The 25,016-nt window shown below is 68.3% G+C and carries 24 protein-coding genes and 1 CRISPR repeat array; of the genes, 6 read left to right on the top strand and 18 right to left on the bottom strand.

All coding sequences use genetic code 11. From position 1 onward, the window contains the following. Positions 1–40: 40 nt before the first annotated feature. Positions 41–977: direct repeats of the CRISPR family, unit length 37 nt; unit sequence GTCCGGACTGATGCCCTGATATCAAAGGGATTAAGAC. A 186-nt stretch (positions 978–1,163) separates the two neighbouring features. Continuing rightward, the gene (locus ACMV5O_RS14540) at positions 1,164–1,445 is read right to left on the bottom strand and encodes a hypothetical protein (protein WP_416164124.1); all 282 of its coding nucleotides are present in this window, start codon (positions 1,443–1,445) and stop codon (positions 1,164–1,166) included. 343 nt (positions 1,446–1,788) lie between these two features. Here ACMV5O_RS14540 and ACMV5O_RS14535 point away from each other — a divergent pair, with 343 nt between their 5' ends. Further along, on the top strand, positions 1,789–1,926 hold the full coding sequence (locus tag ACMV5O_RS14535) for a hypothetical protein (RefSeq protein ID WP_416164123.1): 138 nt from the start codon (positions 1,789–1,791) through the stop codon (positions 1,924–1,926). A 17-nt stretch (positions 1,927–1,943) separates the two neighbouring features. Then, entirely contained in the window at positions 1,944–2,306 is a 363-nt protein-coding gene (locus tag ACMV5O_RS14530; protein ID WP_416164122.1) for a hypothetical protein, read from the top strand. 35 nt (positions 2,307–2,341) lie between these two features. Here ACMV5O_RS14530 and ACMV5O_RS14525 read toward each other — a convergent pair whose 3' ends face one another. The 5 genes from ACMV5O_RS14525 to thrH form a co-directional block, all read right to left on the bottom strand. Next, complete coding sequence (locus tag ACMV5O_RS14525; protein WP_416164121.1) at positions 2,342–2,686, bottom strand: cupin domain-containing protein; 345 nt, start codon at positions 2,684–2,686, stop codon at positions 2,342–2,344. Beyond that, positions 2,683–3,033, bottom strand: coding sequence for a DUF86 domain-containing protein (locus ACMV5O_RS14520; protein ID WP_416164120.1), 351 nt, complete (start codon positions 3,031–3,033; stop codon positions 2,683–2,685). The genes ACMV5O_RS14525 and ACMV5O_RS14520 overlap by 4 nt, the downstream gene beginning before the upstream one ends. Beyond that, the gene (locus tag ACMV5O_RS14515; protein WP_416164119.1) at positions 3,026–3,316 is read right to left on the bottom strand and encodes a nucleotidyltransferase family protein; all 291 of its coding nucleotides are present in this window, start codon (positions 3,314–3,316) and stop codon (positions 3,026–3,028) included. Before ACMV5O_RS14515 ends, ACMV5O_RS14520 begins: the two co-directional genes overlap by 8 nt. 77 nt (positions 3,317–3,393) lie before the next feature. Continuing rightward, on the bottom strand, positions 3,394–4,269 hold the full coding sequence (gene purU, locus ACMV5O_RS14510) for a formyltetrahydrofolate deformylase (RefSeq protein WP_416164118.1): 876 nt from the start codon (positions 4,267–4,269) through the stop codon (positions 3,394–3,396). A 14-nt stretch (positions 4,270–4,283) separates the two neighbouring features. Then, a complete protein-coding gene (thrH, locus tag ACMV5O_RS14505) occupies positions 4,284–4,895 on the bottom strand; it encodes a bifunctional phosphoserine phosphatase/homoserine phosphotransferase ThrH (RefSeq protein WP_416164117.1) in 612 nt (203 codons plus the stop codon). Positions 4,896–4,998: 103 nt separating this feature from the next. Here thrH and ACMV5O_RS14500 point away from each other — a divergent pair, with 103 nt between their 5' ends. Further along, a complete protein-coding gene (locus ACMV5O_RS14500; RefSeq protein WP_416164116.1) occupies positions 4,999–6,201 on the top strand; it encodes an HD-GYP domain-containing protein in 1,203 nt (400 codons plus the stop codon). A 15-nt stretch (positions 6,202–6,216) separates the two neighbouring features. Here ACMV5O_RS14500 and ACMV5O_RS14495 read toward each other — a convergent pair whose 3' ends face one another. After that, the gene (locus ACMV5O_RS14495) at positions 6,217–8,148 is read right to left on the bottom strand and encodes an ATP-binding cassette domain-containing protein (protein WP_416164115.1); all 1,932 of its coding nucleotides are present in this window, start codon (positions 8,146–8,148) and stop codon (positions 6,217–6,219) included. 86 nt (positions 8,149–8,234) lie between these two features. Here ACMV5O_RS14495 and ACMV5O_RS14490 point away from each other — a divergent pair, with 86 nt between their 5' ends. Then, positions 8,235–8,936 (top strand): hypothetical protein, encoded by a 702-nt coding sequence (locus ACMV5O_RS14490; protein ID WP_416164114.1) that lies wholly within the window; start codon positions 8,235–8,237, stop codon positions 8,934–8,936. A 32-nt stretch (positions 8,937–8,968) separates the two neighbouring features. On the opposite strand, the gene ACMV5O_RS14485 is transcribed toward ACMV5O_RS14490, so the two are convergent. The 8 genes from ACMV5O_RS14485 to glyA all read right to left on the bottom strand — a co-directional run bounded on the left by ACMV5O_RS14485 (position 8,969) and on the right by glyA (position 18,056). Then, complete coding sequence (locus ACMV5O_RS14485) at positions 8,969–9,574, bottom strand: 2-hydroxychromene-2-carboxylate isomerase (protein ID WP_416164113.1); 606 nt, start codon at positions 9,572–9,574, stop codon at positions 8,969–8,971. 30 nt (positions 9,575–9,604) lie between these two features. Next, on the bottom strand, positions 9,605–10,045 hold the full coding sequence (gene folB / locus ACMV5O_RS14480) for a dihydroneopterin aldolase (RefSeq protein ID WP_416164112.1): 441 nt from the start codon (positions 10,043–10,045) through the stop codon (positions 9,605–9,607). Positions 10,046–10,116: 71 nt separating this feature from the next. Then, a complete protein-coding gene (locus tag ACMV5O_RS14475) occupies positions 10,117–10,755 on the bottom strand; it encodes a sarcosine oxidase subunit gamma (RefSeq protein ID WP_416164111.1) in 639 nt (212 codons plus the stop codon). After that, on the bottom strand, positions 10,748–13,774 hold the full coding sequence (locus ACMV5O_RS14470; protein ID WP_416164110.1) for a sarcosine oxidase subunit alpha family protein: 3,027 nt from the start codon (positions 13,772–13,774) through the stop codon (positions 10,748–10,750). Before ACMV5O_RS14470 ends, ACMV5O_RS14475 begins: the two co-directional genes overlap by 8 nt. Beyond that, positions 13,771–14,094 carry a sarcosine oxidase subunit delta gene (locus ACMV5O_RS14465; RefSeq protein WP_416164109.1) on the bottom strand — a complete coding sequence of 108 codons (324 nt, stop codon included), beginning with the start codon at positions 14,092–14,094 and terminating at the stop codon, positions 13,771–13,773. Before ACMV5O_RS14465 ends, ACMV5O_RS14470 begins: the two co-directional genes overlap by 4 nt. Before the next feature lie 15 nt (positions 14,095–14,109). Further along, complete coding sequence (locus tag ACMV5O_RS14460; protein WP_416164108.1) at positions 14,110–15,360, bottom strand: sarcosine oxidase subunit beta family protein; 1,251 nt, start codon at positions 15,358–15,360, stop codon at positions 14,110–14,112. A gap of 31 nt (positions 15,361–15,391) precedes the next feature. Beyond that, positions 15,392–16,771: an L-serine ammonia-lyase gene (locus ACMV5O_RS14455; protein WP_416164107.1), complete on the bottom strand. Its 1,380-nt coding sequence runs from the start codon at positions 16,769–16,771 to the stop codon at positions 15,392–15,394. A gap of 22 nt (positions 16,772–16,793) precedes the next feature. Continuing rightward, a complete protein-coding gene (gene glyA, locus ACMV5O_RS14450; RefSeq protein WP_416164106.1) occupies positions 16,794–18,056 on the bottom strand; it encodes a serine hydroxymethyltransferase in 1,263 nt (420 codons plus the stop codon). Between the two features lie 327 nt (positions 18,057–18,383). Here glyA and nhaC point away from each other — a divergent pair, with 327 nt between their 5' ends. Further along, positions 18,384–19,889: a Na+/H+ antiporter NhaC gene (nhaC, locus tag ACMV5O_RS14445; protein ID WP_416164105.1), complete on the top strand. Its 1,506-nt coding sequence runs from the start codon at positions 18,384–18,386 to the stop codon at positions 19,887–19,889. A 70-nt stretch (positions 19,890–19,959) separates the two neighbouring features. Continuing rightward, a complete protein-coding gene (locus ACMV5O_RS14440; RefSeq protein WP_324543495.1) occupies positions 19,960–21,045 on the top strand; it encodes a GlxA family transcriptional regulator in 1,086 nt (361 codons plus the stop codon). A gap of 21 nt (positions 21,046–21,066) precedes the next feature. Here ACMV5O_RS14440 and ACMV5O_RS14435 read toward each other — a convergent pair whose 3' ends face one another. Genes ACMV5O_RS14435 through ACMV5O_RS14425 form a run of 3 tightly spaced genes read right to left on the bottom strand, consistent with a single transcriptional unit; the run spans position 21,067 to position 24,927 of the window. Then, entirely contained in the window at positions 21,067–23,427 is a 2,361-nt protein-coding gene (locus ACMV5O_RS14435) for an ATP-binding protein (protein ID WP_416164104.1), read from the bottom strand. Beyond that, the gene (locus ACMV5O_RS14430) at positions 23,417–24,193 is read right to left on the bottom strand and encodes a substrate-binding periplasmic protein (RefSeq protein ID WP_416164103.1); all 777 of its coding nucleotides are present in this window, start codon (positions 24,191–24,193) and stop codon (positions 23,417–23,419) included. Before ACMV5O_RS14430 ends, ACMV5O_RS14435 begins: the two co-directional genes overlap by 11 nt. Beyond that, positions 24,190–24,927 (bottom strand): response regulator, encoded by a 738-nt coding sequence (locus ACMV5O_RS14425; RefSeq protein WP_416164102.1) that lies wholly within the window; start codon positions 24,925–24,927, stop codon positions 24,190–24,192. The genes ACMV5O_RS14430 and ACMV5O_RS14425 overlap by 4 nt, the downstream gene beginning before the upstream one ends. Between the last annotated feature and the right edge of the window lie 89 nt (positions 24,928–25,016).

Genomic DNA, 25,016 nt, shown 5'->3' with positions numbered 1-25,016 from the left:
ATTAAGACGTAGCCCTCGTAGCCCTTCACCGCGCCACGGAGTCCGGACTGATGCCCTGATATCAAAGGGATTAAGACCGATCTTTCCGCGCAGATGTGCGATCAGATCGTCCGGACTGATGCCCTGATATCAAAGGGATTAAGACGTAGCCCTCGTAGCCCTTCACCGCGCCACGGAGTCCGGACTGATGCCCTGATATCAAAGGGATTAAGACAGGATGAACTCGGGGTTGTAGCCGGTGTAGATTGTCCGGACTGATGCCCTGATATCAAAGGGATTAAGACTCCTCTTTTTTCTGGTAGCCGTAAGTCTTGCGTCCGGACTGATGCCCTGATATCAAAGGGATTAAGACGCATTGTTCAACTCTTTTTTCTGAACGGGCAGGTCCGGACTGATGCCCTGATATCAAAGGGATTAAGACGGGGCCTGCGCCGCTACCCTGCCGGATATCGTCCGGACTGATGCCCTGATATCAAAGGGATTAAGACTTGTCAGCGTAGATCGGGGGGAACTTCGCCGGGGGTCCGGACTGATGCCCTGATATCAAAGGGATTAAGACGCGGTCCTCCGTGCAAGCTTTCTCAGTGCGGATTCGTCCGGACTGATGCCCTGATATCAAAGGGATTAAGACCCAGTTCAGCATTGTCACCCGTTGCTTCAGTGACGTCCGGACTGATGCCCTGATATCAAAGGGATTAAGACGCGCGTTCTGTGCGCCGGGGAGGGCGTAGAGTCCGGACTGATGCCCTGATATCAAAGGGATTAAGACTCCGCACACGCTGACAAGCGGCTCTGGCGGATTGTCCGGACTGATGCCCTGATATCAAAGGGATTAAGACCAGGTTGTCGGCGAATGCGTCTTGCGAGTAGGTCCGGACTGATGCCCTGATATCAAAGGGATTAAGACCAGTCGGCACGCTCGGCGCAAACTGTGCGTAATGTCCGGACTGATGCCCTGATATCAAAGGGATTACGATCGCTTACCCGAATGCGTCAGATCGAGAAGATCCACCTGGATTGATAGGCTGCCGCACAGGATGGGCGCGCAGGCGCGCCCGCCTTCCCGAAGGGCTTCCCGTGTGCGGCATCGCGCAACCACGGCAGCGGAGGGCGGTGCGGCGCGTCGAAGGCTCAGCCGTCATGGCGCAGGACACCCATGCGCGCTACCAGACGACCACCATCCGGTACAAGAAGTAGCCAACCGCCATGTAGAGCGGCACGGCGACGATGACGAAGACCACGATGTAGACGACGCCGACCAGCAGGGGCAGGAATGCAGCGACAAGCCCGCTCCAGAGCAGTTCGAGCAGCGCCAGCAGCAACGCCACCGCGCCGCGCCGGAGGCGGCCCAGTCCGTGGCGCCAACCGGTGGTGGGTCGCCCCTCCAGTTCGGCCCTGGCGTCGCGAAGCTCCTCGCTCGCACGGAAGGTCTCCAGGCGCAGCATGAACCCGCTCCAGGCCGCGTCGGCCAGGAGGGTGCTGCTGCCCTGGGCGCGTCGCATGCTGTGAAGAAGACCCGTGGATGCCTCATGAGTGCGCTTCGATCTGTTGCGGCGAGACATGAGCGTGCACCTCGGTGATGGGACACCCCACACTGTGCCCGCGCGCGATCGCCACTCGCGGCCCCGCAAGCTTGCCGATCGACGCCAGTTGGGTCGCCACACGGATACTTTCGTCACCCGGCGCCGGGCGCTGTACCCATCACGACCAGCATGGAGTGACCGCCCGGCCACACGCCGACCACGCACGGACGACGTCCTCGCCGCGTTCTGCAAACGGGAGCCCGACATGCTCAAAGCGATCCTGACCGCCCTTCTCGTCATCGCGTTGATGGCCCTGCTCGCGCGCATCGCGGCGCTTGCCCTGCCCGCCGGCCTTATCTGGGGCATGTTGTGGCTGATGCACGGCCGCGGACTCAGGCGCTGAAGGCAGCGGGACCGAAAATGAAAGGATCGCATCGCACACTGGCGTGGCAGACCCTGATCGCGGCGGCGCTGTCCTGCGGCCTGCCGCCTTCCGCCCATGCGGGCTGGTGCGACCGGCTGCAAGGTGCCGGCGGAAAACTGGCCGCAGCAGCGGCGACGGTCACGACGACGGTGGGGAGCACGCTGAAGCTGGCCGGCGTCGGCGCAGTGGTCCACAGCTCGGGCGCGATGATCGTGAGCACCGCCTCGGGCGGCTATGTCGCCGGGACGCTGGGCCTCCTCGGGACCGCCACGGCCGTCATGACCGCGCCGGTCACACTGGCGGTCGGCGGTGCGACCCTGGTCGCAGGCGGCGGCGCCGTGCTGTACTGCCAGCGCTGATTTCGACCTCGAGCAGCAAACATACCGCGTGCGACTCAGGCCAGGTCGGCGCGGCCATGCACCGCCAGCCACACCGCATCCTGCGACACGGATTCGACGCGATGGCGGCAATGCGCCGGCAGGCTCACCCAGTCGCCAGCCCGCAGCGCAAGCCGGCGGCCGTCGTCGAAAGCCAGCTCGGCGGTGCCGGCGAGCAGCACCACCCATTCGTCCTCGGCCTGCTCGTACCAGAACCCCGGCGGGCTCGCATGGCCGAAGGACACGATGCGCTCGACGCGGCAGACGGAATTGGCGAACAGGGTTTCGAAGACCTCCTCTGCGCCATGGGCTGGCAGATCGGCATGGACGTTGCCGCTCAAGGCAGCGGCCCCCGCCTTCATCTCAGCTCCGAGATCGCCCGCAAACGGGGCAACAGTTCCGGTACATCATCCTTGACCATGCTCCACAACGTGTCGTTGTCGATGCCGAGGTAGCCGTGAATCAGCCTGTTGCGGGCAGCGATGATCATCCGCCAGGGAACCTCCGGATGGGCCTCTCGGACTTCTGGCGGGATACGGGTTGCGGCTTCACCAATCAACTCGAGATTACGCACCGTCGCATCGAAATGCAGACCACTTGCGACGAAGGCTTCCTGAGTCATGCCCTCGGTGTAGGCGATGACCTTCTCACCAAAGTCGATCATGTCCCGCAGATAGAAGCGCCACTCCCGCCTATGCTCGTCAGACATGCACGGCCTCGCGCTCGATGAAGGAGCGCAGTTCCCCACGCAAGGCCTTGTCGGTCACCAGGTCGACCGGCACGCCGAGCAAGTCCTCGAGATAGAACTGGACGCCGAAGTAGCGTGCCGAGGTCGCTGGCCCATCGAAGCGCACAAGCACATCGACGTCGCTGTCGGCACGCGCTTCGCCGCGTAGCGTGGAGCCGAACAGCGCGAGGTCTACGACGCCGAAGCGTCGATGCAACTCCGGCTTGCTCTGCGTCAGCAATTGCAGCGCACGATCACGATCCATGGGCTCCTCCGAACGATCAGGCACCGCACGATCTTAGGCGATGAATCCGCGCGGTCAAGGCCGCATCACGCGACCGCTCAGCGAAACACCACCGTCTTGTTCCCATGCACCAGCACCCGGTCTTCCAGGTGGTAGCGCAGGCCGCGGGCGAGCACGGTCTTCTCGATGTCCTTGCCGTAGCGGACCATGTCCTCGACCGCGTCGGAGTGGTCGATGCGGATCACGTCCTGCTCGATGATCGGGCCCTGGTCGAGGTCGGCGGTGACATAGTGGCAGGTCGCGCCGATCAGCTTGACGCCCTTGTCCCAGGCTTGGTGGTAGGGTTTGGCGCCGACGAAGCTGGGCAGGAAGCTGTGATGGATGTTGATGATGCGGCCCGGGTAGGCCGCGCACAGCGCAGGCGACAGGATCTGCATGTAGCGCGCCAGCACCATGGTGTCGCCGCGCACTTCCTCGAAGATGCGCTGCACCTCGGCGTAGGCGGCGGCCTTGTTGTCGGGCGTGACCGGCACGTGGTGGAAGGGGATGCCGTGCCACTCGACGAAGCCGCGGAAGGTGTCGTGGTTGGAGATCACGCAGGCGATCTCGATGTCGAGCTCCTTCGACTGCCAGCGCGCGAGCAGGTCGTACAGGCAGTGCTCCTGCTTGCTCACCAGCACCACCACGCGCTTCTTGACCGCGGAGTCGGTGATCTTCCACGTCATCTCCAGCTCGTCGGCCAGGGGGCGGAACTTGTCGCGGACCTCGGCGAGGTGGAAGGGCAGCGAGTCGGCCTTGATCTCGATGCGCATGAAGTAGCGGCCGAGCGCCTCGCCCTCGCGCGGCGGTTCGGCGTGCAGCGAGGTTTCGAGGATCCAGCCCTTGTGCTCGGCGATGAAGCCGGACACCTTGGCGACGATGCCGACGCGGTCCGGGCAGGAGGCGGAGAGGGTGTAGAAGCGTTCGCGGTGCATGGTGTGTGAAGGGCTCAGCCGGCGCGGGCAAAGGCTTTGTCGATCTCGGCGCGCAGGCTGGCGTAGTCGCGCACCACCGGGTAGTGCGGAAACTCGCGCACCACGTTCTCGGGCGGGTGGAACAGGATGCCGCCGTGGGCTTCGCCCAGCATCGCGGTGTCGTTGTAGGAGTCGCCCGCGGCGACGACCTTGAAGTTGAGTTCCTTGAAGCGCTTGACCGCCTCGCGCTTCTGGTCGGGCATGCGCAGGTGGTAGTTCACCAGGATGCCTTCGGCGTTGGCCTCGAGGCTGTGGCAGAACAGCGTCGGCAGGCCGAGCTGCTTCATCAGCGGCTTGGCGAACTCGTAGAAGGTGTCCGACAGGATCACCACCTGGTAGGTGTCGCGCAGCGCGTCGAGGAAGGCGCGCGCGCCCTCCATCGGCCCCATGCTTGCGATCACTTCCTGGATGTCGGGCAGGCCGAGCTTGTTATGCGCCAGGATGTCGAGGCGGTACTTCATCAGGGTGTCGTAGTTGGGCTCGTCGCGGGTGGTGCGGCGCAGCTCGGGGATGCCGGTACGCTCGGCGAATTCGATCCAGATTTCGGGGACGAGCACACCTTCGAGGTCGAGACAGACGATACGCACCACACGCTCCTGAGGGCAGATACGGGGAAGCCGCGATTCTAGCAGGCTGCACGCCCACGCATTTGTCCGCGATAATCGGCGCACTTCGGCCTCTGAAGCGCCCGTGATCAAGCTCATTCCCGTCGCCCGGCTGCGGCCCGGCATGTACATCCACGACCTTCGCTGCGGCTGGCTGCAGCACGACTTCGTGCGCAACCGTTTCCTGCTCGGGGACGAGGACGATGTGCGCAAGGTGCGCGCGCTGGGCGTGGCGGCGGTCGAGGTGGATACCGAGCGCGGCCTCGACCCGGACACGCTGCCGGCCGAGCCGGCGGCGACGCCGGTCGCGGAAGCGGAGAACGCCGGCGGGACGGGCGACGGCCCGCGGCTGCAGACCGTGTCCAAGGTCGCCAACCCCTTCGAGCGCGCCCGCGCCCTGCAGCGCGAGGCCAACGCCATCGTGCGCGACCTGCTGAACGACATCCGCCTCGGCAAGCAGATCGAGATCGAGAAGGTCGAGCCGCTGGTCGCGCGCATCGTCGATTCCATCTTCACCCAGCAGGACGCGCTGCTGCCACTGGCGCGCCTCAAGCAGCACGACAGCTACACCTTCCAGCACTCGGTGTCGGTGTGTGCGCTGATGACCGCCTTCGCCCGCACCCTGCAACTGCCGATCGAGATCATCCACGAGATCGCCATCGGCGCGCTGCTGCACGACGTCGGCAAGGCGCGCGTACCGGACGAGATCCTGAACAAGCCGGGCAAGCTCACCGACGCCGAGTTCGACCGCATGAAGAGCCACGTCGTGCAGAGCAAGATCATCCTGCAGGCCACCCCGGGCATCAGCCCGATCGCGCTGGACGTGGCCGCCCAGCATCACGAGCGCTACGACGGCACCGGCTACCCGAACAAGCTCAAGGGCGAGCAGATCAGTCTTTACGGCCGCATGGGCGCGATCGTCGATGTGTATGACGCGATCAGCTCGAACCGCGTCTATCACAAGGGCATGGCGCCCACCGAGGCGCTGCGCAAGCTGCTCGACTGGTCGGCGAACCACTTCGAGCCACGCCTGGTGAAGGCCTTCATCCGCTCGGTCGGCATCTACCCCACCGGCGCGCTGGTGCGGCTGGAAAGCAAGCGCCTGGCGGTGGTGCAGGCGCAGCACGCCGACAAGCCGATGCAGCCGACCGTGAAGGTGATCTTCCACACTGCCGGCCACTACCTGCGACCCGAGGACATCGACCTGCGCCGCTCGCAGGACCGCATCGTCGGCCATGAGGACTTCGCCGACTGGGCCATCGACCCGGTGCGCTGGCTGCCGCAGTGAAGCGCCCGGCGCGACTCAATCCGCCGGGATCGCCTCCAACGCCTCGTGCAGCTCCAGCCAGCGCAGCTCGGCCTCCTCGATGCGCTCGGCGAGTTCCGCCTGGCGCTTGTTGAGCGCCGGCACCTCGCCCGCCTGCGGGCCCGTATACAGCGCCGGATCGGCCAGCTTGTCGTCGAGCTCGGCCTTCTCCCTGTTCCACGCCGCCAGGCGCTTGTCGATCTGCTCGATCTCCTTGACCAGCGGCCGGCGCGCGGCCAGGCGCGCCTGGCGGTCGGCCGCGGCCTGGGCGCGGTCGGCCTTGCGCGCAGCCTTGTCGGCGGCCTGGTCGGGACAGGCCGCGGCAGCGGCGACCTCGGCCCGGCGGCTGGCGAGCCAGTCGCGGTAGTCGTCGAGATCGCCGTCAAAGGGCTGGATGCGCCCGCCATCGACCAGCAGGAAGCGGTCGCAGGTGGCGCGCAGCAGGGCGCGGTCGTGCGACACCAGCACCATCGCGCCCTCGTAGTCCTGCAGCGCCATCGTCAGCGCGTGACGCATCTCGAGGTCGAGGTGGTTGGTGGGCTCGTCGAGCAGCAGCAGGTTGGGCCGCTGCCAGATCAGCAAGGCCAGCGCCAGGCGTGATTTCTCACCGCCCGAGAACGGACCGCAGGGCGTGGTCGCCGGGGTGGAGGTGCCGCCCACGCCGTCGCCGCGGAAGTCGAAGCCGCCGAGGTAGTCGCGCAGCTCCTGCTCGCGCGTGGCCGGGTCGAGGCGGACCATGTGCTGCAGCGCGGACTCGTCCGGGCGCAGGGTTTCGAGCTGGTGCTGGGCGAAGTAGCCGGTGGCCAGGCCCTTACCTTCCAGCCGGCGGCCGCTGGCAAGCTGCAGCTCGTGGGCGAGCAGCTTGATCAGCGTCGACTTGCCCGCGCCGTTGCGCCCGAGCAGGCCGACGCGCTCGCCCGGGCGCAAGGTCAGCGTGATGCGCTCGAGCACGGTCTTGTCGCCATAGCCCACCGCGCCGTCCTCGATCTGCAACAGCGGATCGGGCGCCGGCGGCGCATCGCGGAAGGCGAAGCTGAAGGGCGTGTCGACGTGCGCCGCGGCGATGCGCTCCATGCGCTCGAGCGCCTTGATCCGGCTCTGCGCCTGGCGCGCCTTGGTCGCCTTGGCGCGGAAGCGGCGGATGTAGTCTTCCATGTGCGCGATGTCGCGCTGCTGCTTCTCGAACATCGCCTGCTGCTGCAGCAGGCGCTCGCCGCGCTGGCGCTCGAAGTCGGAATAGCCGCCGGTGTACAGCGTGAGCTTCTGCTGTTCGATGTGGGCGATGTGGGTGACGCAGGCGTCGAGGAACTCGCGGTCGTGCGAGATCAGCAGCAGCGTGCCGCGGTAGTCGCGCAGCCAGGCCTCGAGCCAGATCACGGCGTCGAGGTCGAGGTGGTTGGTCGGCTCGTCGAGCAGCAGCAGGTCGGAGCGGCACATCAGCGCCTGCGCCAGGTTCAGCCGCATGCGCCAGCCGCCGGAGAAGTCCGCCACCGGACGCTCGATGTCGGCCTGCAGGAAGCCCAGGCCGTCGAGCAGCGCCGCCGCACGCGCACGCGCGGCGTAACCGCCGATCTCGTGCAGGCGCGCATGCAGCTCACCGATGTGCGAGCCGTCGTGCGCGGCTTCCGCCGCAGCGAGCTCGACCTCGATGCGGCGCAGCTCGGCGTCGCCATCGAGCACGTAGTCGATCGCCGGCTGCGCCAGGCCGGGGGTTTCCTGGGCGACGTGGGCGATCACCCAGCCGGGCGGCATGTCGAGGTCGCCCTGATCGGGGTGGAGCTGGTCGCGCAGCAGGGCGAACAGGCTGGACTTGCCGCTGCCGTTGGCGCCGGTGAGGCCGACCTTCCAGCCGGGGTGGATCTGCAGCGTGGCGGCCTCGATGAGGACCTTGGCGCCGCGCGCGAGGCGCAAATTACGAAGACTGATCACGAACGGATACACGGCCGCGGGGCCGCGGAATGAGGTAAAGGCGCTATTCTACGCGCCAGCCGAATCGCCTCAGGAACACCGTGCGCATGACTCGCTCCGCCCCCACCCTGCTTGCCCCGATCCGCTCCGCCGTGCTCGCCTTGCTGCTCGGCGCGGCCGCCCTGCCCGCCCTGGCCCAGACCGCGGCCAACGACGACGCCCGGCGCGCTGCCGACCGCGCCCGCATCGCCGCGCTAGAGGCCGAGGGCAAGGCCTTGCGCGCCCAGGCCGACGCCACCTTCGCCGCCGCCGAGGCGGCCTGCCATCAACGCTTCCTGGTCAACCGCTGCATCGACCAGGCGCGCCAGGCGCGCCTGCAGACCATCCAGCGCGCCCGCGCGGTCGAGGCCGAGGCGCGCCGCCTGACCCTGGCCGAGCGCCAGCGCAATGCCGAGGCGCTGATGGCCGAAGGCGCGCGCCCGCTCACGCCGGGCGAGGCGGCAAGCCCGGCCGAACCGACGTCGCTGCCCGCACTGCCCACCGCCTCGCCGACGCCGCCCAGCCCGGATGCCGCCATCGCGCCCTCGCCCGCGGCCGAACGCATCCGCGCCGAACGCGAAGCGAGCAGCCGCGAAGCCGAAGCAGACGCGGCCCGCCGCCGCGCGGCCGCCGACGCCGAGCGCGAAGCCGCCCGCCAGCGCAGCGCCGAAGAAGCCGCCCGCCGTGCCGAACAGGCCGAGCGCGACCGCGCGCGCTACGACGAGCGCCTGCGGCGGTACGAAGAAGAACAGGCGCAGAAGAAGAAGTAAGCGACAAGCAGGCGCCCTAGGCGGGCGCGCCTTCAGGCCGTCTCGGCCCGCGCCCACGCGAGCGCGTCCTCGAGGCGGTCATTGCCCCAGAACAGCTCGTCGCCGACGCGAAAGCTCGGCGCGCCGAACAGGCCCAGCTCGGCCGCGCGCTCGGTCTGGCAGCGCAGCGCGAGCTTGTTGGCATCGGACTGCGCACGCGCCATGACCTCGCCCACCGGCAGGCCGAGCGTGGCGAGGATGTCCTCGATCACCGCCGGCTCACCGATCTCGCGATCCTCGGCGAAGTTGGCCCGCATTACCGCGCGCGCGAAGGGCGCCACCCAGCCGTCCTCGACGCCGATCAGCGCCACGCGCGCGGCCAGCAGACCATTGCGCGGGAAGCGGCTAGGGCGATGGAAGGGCAAGCCCTCCCGGGCCGACAGCCGCTCGAGGTCGCGCCACATGTAGCGCCCTTTTGGCGGATAGATGTTGAAGGGCGAGTCGTTCCAGCCCAGCGCGAGGAAGACCGGGCCGAGCAGGAAGGGCTTCCATGCCACCTCCACTCCGGCAGCCTCGGCCGCCTGCTCGATGCGCATCACGGACAGGTAGGAATAGGTGCTGGCGAACTCGAACCAGAACTCGACGACGGGACGGGGCATGGCGGCAGCTCCATACGGGAGGAGCTGCCACTATAGAACATCGGCACGACGGCGACGGATGGACACGCCGACGCCGTCGGTCTGGTCCAGGATGCCCGGCTTGCTGACGCTCACCGCCACGGCCTTGAGTGCAAAGCGGCCGAGCAGGGTGTCGGCGACCTGCTGCGCGAAGGCCTCGAGCAGATGACTGCGGTTCTGCTTTGCCAGCCGGCGCACGGTGGCCGCCACTTCGGCGTAATCGATTGCATCATCGAGCTTGTCACTGAAACAGCTGCGCGAATGGGCCGCGTCCAGTTCGAGATCGATCTCCAGCGTCTGCCGCCATTCGCGCTCGTGCGCGTAGGCGCCGATGACCGCCTCCGCACGCAGGCCGCGGATGTAGATGCGGTCATCCCCATCGGGGACGGACAAGGGGATCGAGACGACGTCCTCGGGTAGCTCACGGATAGGGGCGATGACATCAAGGTTCATGCTGGGCAGCCTGCGCAGGGAGGGGTAGGGATCGCCGCCGGCGGCGCATGCACGCGGCCGGCGGCGAAGACTCAAGGGGCGACGAAGACCCCGTACTCCTCGCTGGCGTCGAGCAGCCAGCGGTACAGGTAGTCGGCGAAGCTGCGCCGGATGATCAGCTCCCACTGCGCTTCGCCCACCCGGCGGATCACCGCCGTGCTCTTGGCGAAGGTCGTGCTGACGCCCTTGCCCACCGGGAAGCTGCGCGGATGGAAGTCATAGCCGGCCGACTTCATCAGCACCTCGCGCGCCGCGGGGCCGCTCAGCTCGAGCAGGGTCTGCGCACCGCTGACCTGCATCACCGCATAGTGGCCTTGCAGCGCCTGGCGCAGGCGCTGCTCGGTGGCGAAGTCCTCGCCTTGCGGCACCACGATCAGCCACTCGTCGGGCGACACCCACTGCACGCTGACGCCGCGCGCCTCGTCGCGCGACACCGGCCCCACCTTCAGCGGCAGCGGCACGCCGAGGGCCGCCTCGACACCGGCACGGAAGGCCTCGTCGGCCGCGTTGCCGCGCAGGATCAGGTGGCCGAGGAAGGCGCGCTCGCGCAGCACCACGCCGGCGTCCTGCGCGCTGGCCGCGGTGGCCACGGTGACGCGGCAGAGGGAGAGGGGCGACTCGGCGCGGACCGCCGCCGTCGGGTGGGCATCGAACAGTGCGACATCAGACATGATGGCGGGCTCCTTGGGGATCGTAGAAGACGGGACTGACCACTTCGGCGGCATGGACCTTGCCGTCGGCCATCGGCAGATAGACGGTCTGGCCGATGCGCTGGCTGCCGCCCTTGACCAGGGCGAGCGCGAAGCCATGGCCCAGGTTGGGGCTGAAATAGCTGGAGGTGACATGACCCACCATCGGCATCGGGATCCTGATTTCCTTGTCGAGCACGATCTGGGCGCCTTCCTGCAGCACCACCTGCGGGTCGAGCGGCTTGAGGCCGACGAGCTGCTTGCGGTCGTCACGCTTGGTGTCGGGTCGGGTCAGCGCGCGCCGACCGATCCACGAGTAGGGCTTCTTGTAGCCCACGCACCACTGCATGCCGAGGTCTTCCGGCGTCACCGAGCCATCGGTTTCCTGGCCGATGATGATGAAGCCCTTCTCCGCCCGCAGCACGTGCATGGTCTCGGTGCCGTAAGGCGTCAGGTTGTACTTGGCGCCCTTGTCGAACAGCGCCTTCCACACGTGCATGGCGTAGTTGGCCTGGACGTTGATCTCGTACGACAGCTCGCCGGTGAAGGAGATGCGGAAGATGCGCGCCGGCACGCCGGCGACCTTGGCCTCGCGCCAGTCCATGTAGCCGAAGGCCTCGGCGGAGACGTCGATGTCGGCCAGCTCGGCCAGCAGCTTGCGCGCGTTGGGGCCGGTCACCGTCATCGCCGCCCAGTGGTCGGTGGTGGAGTTGAAGTACACCTCCAGGTCGGGCCACTCGGTCTGGTGCCACATCTCCATCCAGTCGAGCACGCCCGCGGCGCCGCCGGTGGTGGTGGTCATGTGGAAGTGGTTGTCGGCCAGGCAGGCGGTCACGCCGTCGTCCATCACCATGCCGTCGTCCTTGCACATGAGGCCGTAGCGGCACTTGCCGGGCTCGAGCTTGGTCCAGGCGTTGGTGTACAGGCGGTTGAGGAACTCGCGCGCGTCCTTGCCCTGGATCTCGATCTTGCCCAGCGTGGAGGCGTCGAGGATGCCGACGCTCTCGCGCACGGCGCGCGACTCGCGCTGCACGGCGTCATGCATGGACTCGTTGCCGCGCGGGAAGTACCACGGCCGCATCCACTGCCCCACCTCCTCGAACTTCGCGCCCTGCTCCACATGCCAGGCATGCAGCGCGGTGTAGCGACGCGGGTCGAAGAACTCGTTGCAATGACGGCCGGCGATGGCGCCGAAGGTGATCGGGGTGTAGTTGGGCCGGAACACGGTGGTGCCGGTGTCCGGGATCGACTGCTGGGTGACGCGTGCGGCGATCGCCATGCCGTTGATGTTGCCCAGCTTGCCCTGGTCGGTGCCGAAGCCCAGGCCGGTATAGCGCTTGACGTGCTCGATCGCCTCGAAGCCCTCGCGCGTGGCCAGCTCGATACCGGCGGCGGTGACGTCGTTCTGCTGGTCGACGAACTGCTTGGGCGCACGCATCGCCGGCTTGGTGTGCGGCACCTGGTACAGCGCCACCGGCTTGCCTTCACGCACCGGCGCCACCACCGGCAGGGTGAAGGTGCTGGCCGTGAGGCCGGTCTCGGCCGCGGCGCGCACGCCATTCTCGAAGCCGTCGGCGAGCGCATCGCGCAGCGTCCAGCGGCCATTGACGCCGCCGACCGGGATCTGGCCCGGCACGCCACCGGAGACGAAGCCCAGCAGGTCCTCGCGCCACACCGGGCGGCGGCCGGTGTGCGCGGCGAGGTGGACGACCGGGCTGTAGCCGCCCGAGCTGGCGATGGTGTCGCAGGCCAGCTCCTGGGTGCTGCCCCTGACGCTGAAGCCCTTGATGTCGATCGCGGCCACCACGGCGGTGTTGACGCGCTTCTTGCCCTGCGCCTCGATCACCGCGCTGCCGGTGATGATGCGGATGTTGCGCGAACGCGCCGCCGCGACCAGTTCGCCGTCGGGCGTGTCACGCGCATCGACGATGGCCACCACCTCGCGCCCGGCGTCGTGCCAGTCGAGCGCGGCACGGTAGGCGTGGTCGTTGGTGGTCGACAGCACCAGGCGCTGGCCCGGCACCACGCCGTAGCGGCGGATGTAGGTCGATACCGCGCCGGCGACCAGGTTGCCCGGCACGTCGTTGCGGGCATACACCAGCGGGCGCTCATGCGTGCCGGTGGCGAGCACGACGCGGCCGGCGCGCACCTTGTGCATGCGGGCACGGGACTGGCGGCGGCCGTTGGCCAGCGGCGCGAGATCGGCCAGGTGCTCGGTGCGGCGCTCGTGCAGGGTCACGAAGTTGTGGTCGTGGTAGCCATTGGCGGTGGTGCGCGGCAGCAGCAGCACGTCGGGCAGCGCGGCCAGCTCGGCCAGCACCTTGGCCACCCACTCTTCGGCCGGCTTGCCGTCGATCTGCTCGCGGCTGTCGAGCAGCGAGCCGCCCATCTCCTCCTGCTCGTCGCACAGGATCACGCGCGCACCGCTGCGGGCCGCGGCCAGCGCGGCGGCAAGCCCCGCCGGACCGGCACCGACCACCAGCACGTCGCAGTGATGGTTCATGTGGTCGTAGATGTCCGGGTCCTTCTCGACCGGGCTGCGGCCCAGGCCGGCGGCCTTGCGGATGTACTGCTCGTACTTCGGCCACGCCGAGGCCGGCGACATGAAGGTCTTGTAGTAGAAGCCCGGCGGCATGAACTGGCCGCCGAGCTGGCCGATCACGCCCATCAGGTCGCGGTTGACGTTGGGCCAGCCGTTGGTGCTCTTGGCCACCAGGCCGTCGTACAAGGCCTGCTGGGTGGCGCGCACGTTGGGCACCTGGCCGGCTTCGGTGGCACCGAGCTGGACGATGGCGTTGGGCTCGTCGGCGCCGGCGGTGACCAGGCCGCGCGGACGGGCGTACTTGAAGCTGCGGTTGAGCACATCGACGCCGTTGGCGAGCAGCGCCGAGGCCAGTGTGTCGCCGGCGTAGCCCTGGTAGCTGACGCCGTTGAAGGTGAAGCGCAGCGGACGCTTGCGGTCGATGCGGCCGCCGGTGCCGAGACGGTTGCGTTGGCTCATTTTGCCGCTCCCTGGTTGGAGGCCTGTGCCTTGCGCGATTCGGCGGTGACCGACGGCTGCTGGCCAGGCTTGTAGGTTTCGAGGATCTCGTAGCTGACGGTGTCGCGCGTGACGTTGAAGAACTTGCGGCAGCCGGCGGCGTGGAACCACTGCTCGTGGTGCAGGCCGCGCGGGTTCTTGCGGAAGAACAGGTAATTGCCCCAGTCCTCGTCACTGGTGTGCTCCGGGTCGGCCGGGCGCGCGATGTGCGCCTCGCCCTTGGGCCGGAACTCCTCTTCCTCGCGATATTCGTCGCAGTGGGGGCAGTAGATGTGCAGCATGGTGTCCTGCTCCTGTCAGTGCGCGACGCCGGCAGCGCCGTGCTCGTCGATGAGTTTTCCGGAGATGAAGCGGTCGATCGTGAACGGTGCGGCGAGCGGATGCGCCTTGCCGTCGGCGAGCGTGGCCGCGAACACGTGGCCCGAGCCCGGGGTGGCCTTGAAGCCGCCGGTGCCCCAGCCGCAGTTGAAGAACAGGCCACCGACCGGGGTGGCCGAGATGATCGGGCAGGCGTCGGGGGTGGTATCGACGATGCCGCCCCACTGTCGGTTCATGCGCACCCGCGAGAAGATCGGGAACAGCTCGACGATCGCCTGCAGGGTGTGCTCGATCGTCGGGTAGCTGCCGCGCTGGCCGTAGCCGTTGTAGCCGTCGATGCCGGCGCCGATGACGAGGTCGCCCTTGTCCGACTGGCTGATGTAGCCATGGACGTGGTTGGACATCACCACGGTGTCGAGGATGGGCTTCATCGGCTCGGACACCAGGGCCTGCAGCGGGTGGGATTCCACCGGCAGCTTGAAGCCGGCCATCTTCGCCAGCACGCCCGAGTTGCCGGCGGTGACGACGCCGATGGTCTTGCCGCCGATGAAGCCGCGGTTGGTCTCGACACCGAGCACCTTGCCGCCGCTGATGCGGAAACCGGTGACTTCGGTCTGCTGCAGCAGGTCCACGCCGAGCGCATCGGCGCCGCGGGCGAAGCCCCAGGCCACCGCGTCGTGGCGGGCGACGCCGGCACGCGGCTGCCAGGACGCGCCCAGCACCGGATAGCGGCGGCTGGCCGAGCAGTCCATGTGCGGCACGATCTCCTGGATCTGCTTGACGTCGAGCACCTCGCCGTCGATGCCGTTCAAACGGTTGGCATTGACGCGGCGGTGGATGTCGCGCATGTCCTGCAGGGTGTGGCCGAGGTTCATCACGCCGCGCTGCGAGAACATGACGTTGTAGTTGAGGTCCTGGGACAGGCCCTCCCACAGCTTCATCGCGTGCTCGTACAGCCAGGCCGCCTCGTCCCACAGGTAGTTCGAGCGCACGATGGTGGTGTTGCGCGCGGTGTTGCCGCCGCCCAGCCAGCCCTTCTCGATCACCGCGACATTGGTGATGCCGTGCACCTTGGCCAGGTAGTAGGCGGTGGCCAGCCCATGCCCGCCGCCGCCGACGACGATGACGTCGTACTCGTGCTTGGGCACCGGGTTGCGCCACATGCGCTGCCAGTTCTCGTGGTGGCTGAGGCCGTGCTTGACGAGCCCGAAGCCGGAATAGTGTTGCATGACGATCTCCTTGTGCGGTCCAGGCCTGTGCTCAGCACTCGACAACATTCACGGCTAGCCCGCCGCGGGATGTTTCCTTGTATTTGTCCTTCATGTCGCGGCCGGTGTCGCGCATGGTCTTGATGACCTTGTCGAGCGACACGAAATGCTTGCCATCGCCTCTCAGGGCCATGCGCGCGGCGTTGATCGCCTTGATCGCGCCCATCGCGTTGCGCTCGATGCAGGGCACCTGGACGAGACCGCCGACCGGGTCGCAGGTCAGGCCGAGGTTGTGCTCCATGCCGATCTCGGCGGCGTTCTCGACCTGTTCCGGCGTGCCGCCCAGCACCTCGGCGAGCGCCCCGGCGGCCATCGAGCAGGCGACGCCGACCTCGCCCTGGCAGCCCACTTCGGCGCCGGAAATGGAGGCGTTCTCCTTGAACAGGATGCCGATCGCGGCCGCCGTCAGCAGGAAGCGCACCACGCCGTCCTCGTTGGCGCCGGACACGAAGCGGTAGTAGTAGTGCAGCACCGCCGGGATGATGCCGGCCGCGCCATTGGTGGGCGCGGTGACGATGCGCCCGCCGGCGGCGTTCTCTTCATTGACCGCCAGCGCATACAGGTTGACCCAGTCCATGGTGGTGAGCGGGTCGCGCAGCGCGGCCTCGGGGGCGCTCGACAGGCTGCGGTAGAGCTCGGCCGCGCGGCGGCGCACCTTCATGCCGCCGGGCAGCACGCCCTCGACCTCGCAGCCGCGGCGCACGCAGGCCTGCATCACCTTCCAGATGTGCAGCAGGCCGTTGCGCGTCTCGGCCTCGCTGCGCCAGGCCTTCTCGTTCTCCAGCATCAGGCGGCTGATGGAGAGCTCGTTGACCGCGCACTGCGTCAGCAGCTGGTCGCCGTTGCGGAAGGGATAGGGCAGCTCGGTCGTGTCCTGCACGATGCGGTCGGCACCGGCCGCTTCCTCATTGACGACGAAGCCGCCGCCGACCGAGTAATACACCCGGTTCGCCAGCTCCACCTCCTGTTCCCCGTAGGCGATCAGGCGCATGCCGTTGGGGTGGTAAGGCAGGCTCTGGCGGCGCAGGAAGACGAGATCGGTCTTCTCCACGAAATCCACCGCCTGCATGCCGAGCAGGGACAGCTTGCGCGTCTCGCGGATGCGGGCGAGCCGCTCGTCGATGCTGTCCGGATCGATGAGGTCGGGGGCCTCGCCCTCGAGGCCGAGCATCACCGCCTTGTCGCTGCCGTGGCCCTTGCCGGTGGCGCCGAGCGAGCCGTACAGCTCGGCGCGCACACGGCGCACCTGGGCCAGCACGCCTTCCTCCTGCAGCCGGGTGACGAAGGTCAGCGCGGCGCGCATCGGTCCCACGGTGTGGGAACTCGACGGCCCGATGCCGACCTTGAACATCTCGAATACGCTGATGGCCATCGTCGTTCTCCTGGCGCGGCGATCAGCGGCTGGCGGGATAGACGGGGAAGCGGGCGCACAGCGCGGACGCCTTCTCGCGCACCGCGGCGATCACCGACGCGTCGTCGATGTTGTCGAGCACGTCGCAGATCCAGTGCGTCAGTTCCTTCGCCTCGGCCTCCTTGAAACCGCGGCTGGTGATCGCCGGCGTGCCGATGCGAATGCCGCTGGTGACGAAGGGCGACTGCGGGTCGTTGGGCACGGCGTTCTTGTTCACCGTGATATGCGCGGCGCCGAGCGCGGCGTCGGCGGCCTTGCCGGTGATGCCCTTGGCGACCAGGTCGACCAGGAAGAGGTGGTCGTCGGTGCCGCCGGAGACGATCTTGTAGCCGCGCTCGATGAACTCGCCCGCCATCGCCCGCGCATTCTTCAGCACCTGCTCCTGGTAGGCCTTGAACTCGGGCTGCAGCGCTTCCTTCAACGCCACGGCCTTGGCGGCGATGACGTGCATCAGCGGGCCGCCCTGGATGCCGGGGAAGACAATCGCGTTGAGCTTCTTTTCCAGATCCGGGTTGGAGCGCGCCAGGATCAGGCCGCCACGCGGGCCGCGCAGGGTCTTGTGAGTGGTGGTAGTGACGACGTCGGCGAAAGGCACCGGGTTGGGGTAGAGGCCGGCCGCGACCAGGCCGGCGACGTGTGCCATATCCACGAACAGGTAGGCACCGACGGCATCCGCGATGTCACGGAAACGCTTCCAGTCGATGATGCGCGAGTAGGCCGAGAAGCCGGCGACGATCATCTTGGGCTTGTGCTCGCGCGCCAGCGCTTCGACCTGGTCGTAGTCGATCTCGCCGGTGGCCTCGTTGAGGCCGTACTGCACGGCCTTGTAGATCTTGCCCGAGAAGTTGACCTTGGCGCCGTGGGTCAGGTGGCCGCCATGGGCCAGGCTCATGCCCAGCACGGTGTCGTGCGGCTCGAGCAGCGCCATGTACACCGCGGCATTGGCCTGCGAGCCCGAGTGCGGCTGCACGTTGGCGAAGTCGGCACCGAACAGCGCCTTGGCACGGTCGATCGCCAGCTGCTCGACCACATCGACATGCTCGCAGCCGCCGTAGTAGCGCTTGCCGGGATAGCCCTCGGCGTACTTGTTGGTCAGCACGCTGCCCTGCGCCTCGAGCACGCGCGGGCTGGTGTAGTTCTCGGAAGCGATCAGTTCGATGTGCGATTCCTGGCGCGCGAATTCCGCGTCCATCGCGGCCTTGAGCTCGTCGTCGAAACCTGCGATGCGGTCGGTCATGGCAAACATGTCGGGTTGTCTCCTGGTTGGTATGGGTTTCCGCCTGCGGGGCGGCAGGTGCGTCGAATCGCGACCTGTTGGAGACGGATCTTAGGAACATCGCCCCGTGCCCTTTTGCCTGTATCCGTCACCCGTTTGTCCGAGAGAGACCGATGCAGCACCACTTTTCCGGAAGCGACATGCGGTGTCGGTTTTGCCATCCGGGGGTGCGTATAAAGTCTGTAAATGTACGCATCACAAGCCTGCACAAGCTTGCACAAATCGCCGCAACGCCATTTACACCGCGTCCCTAGTCTCCGTATCGACCGCAAGGTCACGCACACATAGGAGACACTCATGAGCACCACTACGATAAAGCGGCCGACGCTCGGCCTGGCCCTGCTGCCCATCGTCCTGACCCTGGGCGTGCTGGGCATCCAGCTCTTCCACTTCAAGGACTTCACGCCCCACATCCCGCTCGCCTTCGGCCTGGCCATCACCGCGGCCCTGGGCTGGCTGCAGGGCCACCGCTGGCAGGACATGGAAGCCGGCGCCCTGCGCGTGGTCACGATCGGCCTGCAGTCGGTCGCCATCCTGATGGTGGTGGGCATGATCATCGGCACCTGGATCGCCAGCGGCACCGTGCCCTACATGATCCACGCCGGCCTGCAGTTGCTCACCCCGGCCTGGTTCCTCGCCGCCGGCATGCTGCTGTGCGCGGTGGTGTCGGTGTCGCTCGGCACCTCCTGGGGCACGACCGGCACCGTCGGCCTGGCGCTGATGGGCATCGGCGCCGGCTTCGACATCCCCATGTACTGGACCGCGGGCGCGGTCGTGTCGGGCGCCTTCTTCGGCGACAAGGTCTCGCCGCTGTCCGACACGACCAACCTCGCCCCTGCGGTGACCGGCACCAACCTGTTCGACCATATCCGCAACATGATGCCGACCACCGTGCCGGCGATGCTGATCGCCTTCGTCATCTACCTGGTGGCGGGCTACAGCCTGATCGACGGTCGCCCGGTGGACTTCGCCAAGATCACCGCCATCACCCAGGGCATCGAAAGCCAGTTCACCCTGAGCTGGATCGTGCTGCTGCCCGCCGCACTGGTGCTGGTGCTGGCGCTGAACAAGATGCCGGCCATTCCCTCGCTGTTCGCCGGCGCCGTGGCCGGCGGCGTGGTCGCCCTCTTCGTCCAGGGTGCCGGGCTGCATGAGGTCTTCACCTACATGCACAGCGGCTTCAAGCTGGAGTCGGGCATCACCGAGATCGACAAGCTGCTGAACCGCGGCGGCATCGAATCGATGACCTGGGTCATCACCCTGGTGCTGATCGCGCTCGGCTTCGGCGGCGCGCTCGAGCACACCCGCTGCCTCGAAGTCATTGTCGAGGCGCTGCTCAAGCGCACCCGCAGCTTCGGTTCGATGCAGGCGGCCGCCACCGGCACCGCCGTGGCCACCAACCTGGTCGCCGGCGACCCCTACCTGTCGATCGCGCTGCCGGGCCGCATGTTCGCGCCGACCTACCGCGGCAAGGGCTACTCGACGCTGAACCTGTCGCGCGCGGTGGAAGAAGGCGGCACCCTGGTATCGCCGCTGGTGCCCTGGAACGCCGGTGGCGCGATCGTCATCACCGCGCTCGGCCTGGGCATCTCGGACGGCCAGTTCGAGAACCTGCTGTACATTCCGCTCGCCTTCGCGTGCTGGATGTCCCCGGTGATCGGCATCGCTTATGCTTACCTGGGTTGGTTCTCTCCCAAGGCGAGCGCCGCCGAGCAGCAACGCTGGCGCGACCTGGGCGAAGCCATCCAGACCATCGACACGAACCCTGGCGTGAGGCTGCAACCCAGCTACGCTGCCAGTTGATCCGCCGTCGGCGGCCCGGGGCCAGCTGCCCCGCGGCCGCGCGGCCGCGGAGCGGAGCACAAGGCGCGGCATGAGCACCAGCGAGCAGTCCAAGACCCCACTCCTGAGCGCACCCTCTGGAAGCAGGCCCTTCAACAGCAGCCTGCGCCACAGCAACCAGGCCTATCTGCGGGCCCGCCAGAGCGACAGCGACCACCCGCCGATCAGCCGGCGCATCGCCTTCGTGCTGCTCGAGCACTTCTCGATGATGGCCTTCACCGGCGCGGTGGACGCCATCGTCACCGCCAACCTGCTGAGTCGCAACCCGCTCTACCGCTTCCAGGCCATCAGCCTCGAGGGCGGCGCCGTCCTCAGCGACCTCGGCATCAGCATCGCGGCCGATGCCGAACTGCAGGCGCTCGACGCCACCGAGCTCGACATGCTGATCGTCTGCGGCGGCTATCGCTCCGACCTCAATCCGCCGCGCGCCGTCCTCGACCGCCTGAAAGCCATCGCACGCAAGGGCGCTACGATGGGCGCGCTGTGGAACGGCAGTTGCGTGCTGGCCAAGGCCGGCCTGCTCGACGGCTACGCGTGCACGGTGCACCCCGAGAGCCGGGCCGGGCTGGAGGAGGACTGCCCGCGCGTCAAGCTGCTGCCGACGCCCTTCGTCATCGACCGCGACCGCATCTCCTCGGCCGGCGCCAACAGCGCGCTGGGCATGATGCTGGCCGTGATCCGCCATCAGCACGGCGACGACGTGGTGCGCGGCATCGAGGAGATCCTCGCCTGCGACCGCGGCCCGGAGGACATCCCCGACCGCCCGATGCCGGTACTCGAAGGCAGTGCGGCCCTGCCCGACGCCTTGCGCGCCATCCTCAAGCTGATGGAAAGCAACATCGAGGAGCCGCTCGCCATCGACGACCTCGCCCATTACGCGCAGGTTTCGCGGCGCCAGATCGACCGCCTCTTCCACCGCTACATGAAGAGCACGCCGTCGCGCTACTACCTGGAGCTGCGCATCACCCGCGCCCGCCGCCTGCTGCTGCAGACCAATGCGCCGATCACCAGCATCGCCATTGCCTGCGGCTTTACCGGCGCGCCGCACTTCAGCCGCTGCTACCGCGACTTCTTCGGCGTGTCGCCGTCCAAGGCGCGCTCGACCCAGCGCCTGTAGGCGCGACCCGGGCGCCGCCGCTCAGCCCGGCGGGGTCGCCGCGGCCAAATCGCGGGCGCGCGCCAGGTCGGCCGCGAAGCGGGCCGACAAGTCGGCGAGCAGCGCGCGACACGCCGCCGGTTCGTCCGCCGCCGCCCTGCCTTCGAGCGTCCGCAGGCAGCGGCCGCAGGTATTCAGCCCAAGCAGCTCGCAACTGCCGGCCAGCTTGTGCGCGATCGCCTCGGCCTCATAGAGATCCTCGCGCTGCAAGGCCTCGGCCAGTTGCACGAGGGCAGGGTCCGTCTGCGACTCGAGTTGCGCGAGCAGCGCCAGCAGCCGCGCCGGGCCGAACACCGACGCGTGGGTGGCGAGCAGGCGGCGGTCGATGTCGCCCGCCGGCACCTCGGCCGCGGCTGCCAGCGACGCGCCCGCGCTGCGCGTGACGCTGGCCAGGGTCTGGCGCAGGGTCTCGAGCCGGATCGGCTTGGCCACCACCGCGTCCATGCCGCTGTCGAGGTAATGGCGGATGTCCTCCGGCGCCACGCTGGCGGTCAGCGCCACGATCGGCGTGCCCGCGTTCAGGTTGTCGGTGTCGCCGCGGATCCGGCGTGCGACCTCCGCCCCGCTCATGCCGGGCAGGTGCATGTCCATCAGGATGGCGTCGAAGCCCTGCTGCCGGCACAGCGCGAGGGCCTGCTGGCCGTTCTCGGCGCTGAACACCAGGTGGCCGACGTTCTCCAGCAGGCCGACCAGCACCTCGCGGTTGATGGCGACATCCTCCACCAGCAGCAGGCTCAGGCTGGGCCACGCCGGGGCGGCGCTCGCATCCGCCGTCGCGCCGTCGGCCGCGACCTCGATGACATCTGGCGCACACTGCAAGGGCAGCTCGAACCAGAACCGGCTGCCCACGCCCGGCGTGCTCGACACCTCGAGCGTGCCACCCATGCTCTCGACCAGCTTGCGGCAGATGGCCAGGCCCAGGCCGGTGCCGCCGAAGCGGCGGGTGATGCTCTCGTCCGCCTGGGTGAAGCGCTCGAAGATGCGCTCGAGCTGCGCCGCCTCGATGCCGATGCCCTGGTCCTCGACCTCGAAGCGCAGCCGCCCGCCCTCCTCCCCGGGAGCCGGGCGCACGCGCAGCGTGACCTGCCCCGCGGCGGTGAATTTGATCGCGTTCGCGAGCAGGTTGGCGATAACCTGGCGCAGGCCGCCGACGCTGCCACACCAGGCATCCGGCAAGGCGGCGTCCACCTCGGCCACCAGTGCCAGCCCCTTCTGCCGGGCAGCTACGTCGACCAGTTGCCGTTGGCCGTCCACCAGTTGCCGCAACGAGAAGCCGACCGACTCCGGCAGGTAGGCGCCCTCCTCCAGCCGCGCGTAGTCCAGCACCTGGTTCAAGGTCGCCAGCAGCGCCTCGCCGGACTGGTGCAGCAGCTCCAGTTGCGCCCCGATCGCCGCCGGCAGGCGGCGCTGGCGCAGGAGCTGGATCATCCCCAGCATGCCGTTCATCGGCGTGCGGATCTCGTGGCTCATGGTGGCGAGGAACTGCGACTTGGCCTGGTTGGCGGCCTCCGCCGCCTCCTTCGCCGCACGCAGGCTGCGGGTGCGCTTCTCGACCCGGTCCCGGAGCTGGTCACGGCTGGCGACGAGCTGCTCCTGCACGCGCTGGCGGCGGGCCATCTCCTGGCGGATGGCGAGCTGCATGTCATTGACCGCAGCCACCACCGCATCGAGTTCGTCCGGGGTCGTGGTCGGGGTGCGCGCCAGCGCCAGGGGCGCATCGAACTGCCCCTCGCCCAACTGGCGGGCGTGGCGCGCCATGCTCTCGAGGTGGCGGGTGACCAGCCACTGGAAGATCACCACCAGCACCCCGGCAATCATCAGGATGGTCAGCGACTGGCTGAGGAAGATGGTGAGGCCGCTCCAGCCGAGCCGTGCCGCCACCGCGTCGAGGTCGATCTGCACCACCAGCCGGCCGAGCTCGCGCACGCCGTCGGGCGCGGCGTGGCTGAGGACGAAGGCATGCTCGCGGGTCGACACCGGCGGCGCCCGACCGGGCAGACGCACGTCGCCGATCTGAGTGGCCTCTGCGCCCTGCAGGCGCAGGCCGCCGACGTCGGGGATGAACAGGATGCCCTGCATCTGCAGGCGCAACTGCTCGTCGTCTACGTCCCACAGGCTGCGTGCAAGGCTGGCGACATAGCCGCTGCGGATCAGTTCGAGGCGCTGATCGATCTGGCGCATCTCGCGCTGGTACTCGATGCCCACCTGCAGCACGGTCGACAGCAGCGCAAAGCCCAGGCTGCAGGCCAGCACGTACATCGTCAGCCGATGCGCGAGCGGATGCTCCTGGCGGTAGCCGGGCAACTGGCGCAGGTACTGCCGGAGCCAGGGTCTAATCGCCATGGTCCGCCGCCAGCGGCTCGGCCAGGTAGCGCTCGGCCAGTTGCCGGGCACGGCGCTCGATGCTGCCGTCGGCATGCAGGGCGGCGAGGCGCCGATCGATCTCGGGCAGCAGGGCCTCGAGCGCCGATCCCCGGCGTACCGCGACGTGGTAGTACTCGGTGACCAGGGCCTGCGGTAGTGCCATCACACGCTCGTCGTAGCCCAGGCGACGACTTTGCAGGCGCCCGCTGTCGCGCCCGATCGGCATGAAGTCGATGCGCCCGAGCACGAGCTTGCGCACGTTCTGGCGACCGGTCGACACCCGCTCGACCCTCAGCGCCGTCTCGGCGAAGCGGTCGAAGCGCTCACCGAAGCTGTCGCCGAGCAGCAGGCCGACGGTGCGCCCGCGCAGGTCGTCCCAGTCGTCGAAGGCAAAGGGGCGATCGCGGCGCACGAACAGCACGATCGGATCGGCGACGACGTACTGGCCGGAAAAGGTGAACTGCCGCTCGCGCTCGCGGTTGCGGTAGGCAGCGACCACGATGTCCGCCCGCCCCGCGCCTACTTCGAGCAGGCAGCGCTTCCAGTTGCCGAAGGCCTCGAGGCGCACGCGCAGGCCCAGCTCACCGAACAGTTCCCGCACCAGCGTGGGCGCCAGCCCGCGCAGCTCGCCCTCGGCCACCCAGGACACCGGCGGATAGGCGGGGTGGCCACAGGCGATCAGTTCGCGCGCGGTGGCCGGCACCGCGGCTAAAGACAGCAGCAGCGCGCACAGCAGACGCTTCATGCGCGCGGGCGCGCCGAGGGGTTGAAGCGGTAGCCCGCCCCGTGCACGGTGAGGATGATCTTTGGGTTGGCCGCGTCGTCATGCAGCTTGCGCCGCAGGCGGCCGACCAGCACGTCGACCGTGCGGTCGCTCGGCACCCATTCCCGGTTGCGGATCTGGTCCAGCAGGGCGTCGCGGCTCATGGTCTGCCCCGGATGGGCGAGGAAGGCACGCAGGAGCTGGAACTCGCCTTCGGTCAGCGCCGTGACCGCGCCATCGGCGTGGGCGAGCTGGCGAGCGTCTTCGTGCAGCACTGCGCCCTCGCACACGGGCACGGCCAGCGGCGCAGGCACCGCCGGCGTGGCGGATGCGACTGCATCGACCTGGCGCACGCGCCGAATCAGGTTTTTCGCCCGCGCCAGGATCTCGCGCGGATTGAAGGGCTTGGTGACGTATTCGTCCGCCCCGCACTCGAGGCCGATGATGCGCTCGACCTCGTCCTGCCGCCCGGACACCAGGATGATGCCGACCTCGGAGCGCACCCGCAGCTCGCGCGTCAGCGTGAGCCCGTCCTTGCGCGGCAGGCGGATATCGAGCAGCACCAGGTCGACCGCTTCGGCCGCCAGCTGCTGCTCGGCCTCCTCGGCGGTGCCGGCTTCGCGAACCTCATACCCCTCGGCAGCGAAGTAATTCACCAGGCAACTTCGGGTGACAGCATCGTCGTCGACGACAAGAACCTTTGCATCAAGCGGCATGCACATTCACTCGGTCAGGCGGCGACTCACTCGCCGGCTCGGGGCAGGCGCGGAGCCGGCCGCCCTGAGGCTGCTTCCGGTGCGCCGTA

Source organism: Thauera sp. WH-1 (assembly GCF_047806685.1).
Lineage (GTDB): Bacteria > Pseudomonadota > Gammaproteobacteria > Burkholderiales > Rhodocyclaceae > Thauera.
The sequence above is the reverse complement of the archived record's forward strand: the minus strand, read 5'-3'. Positions and strand labels throughout refer to the sequence as shown.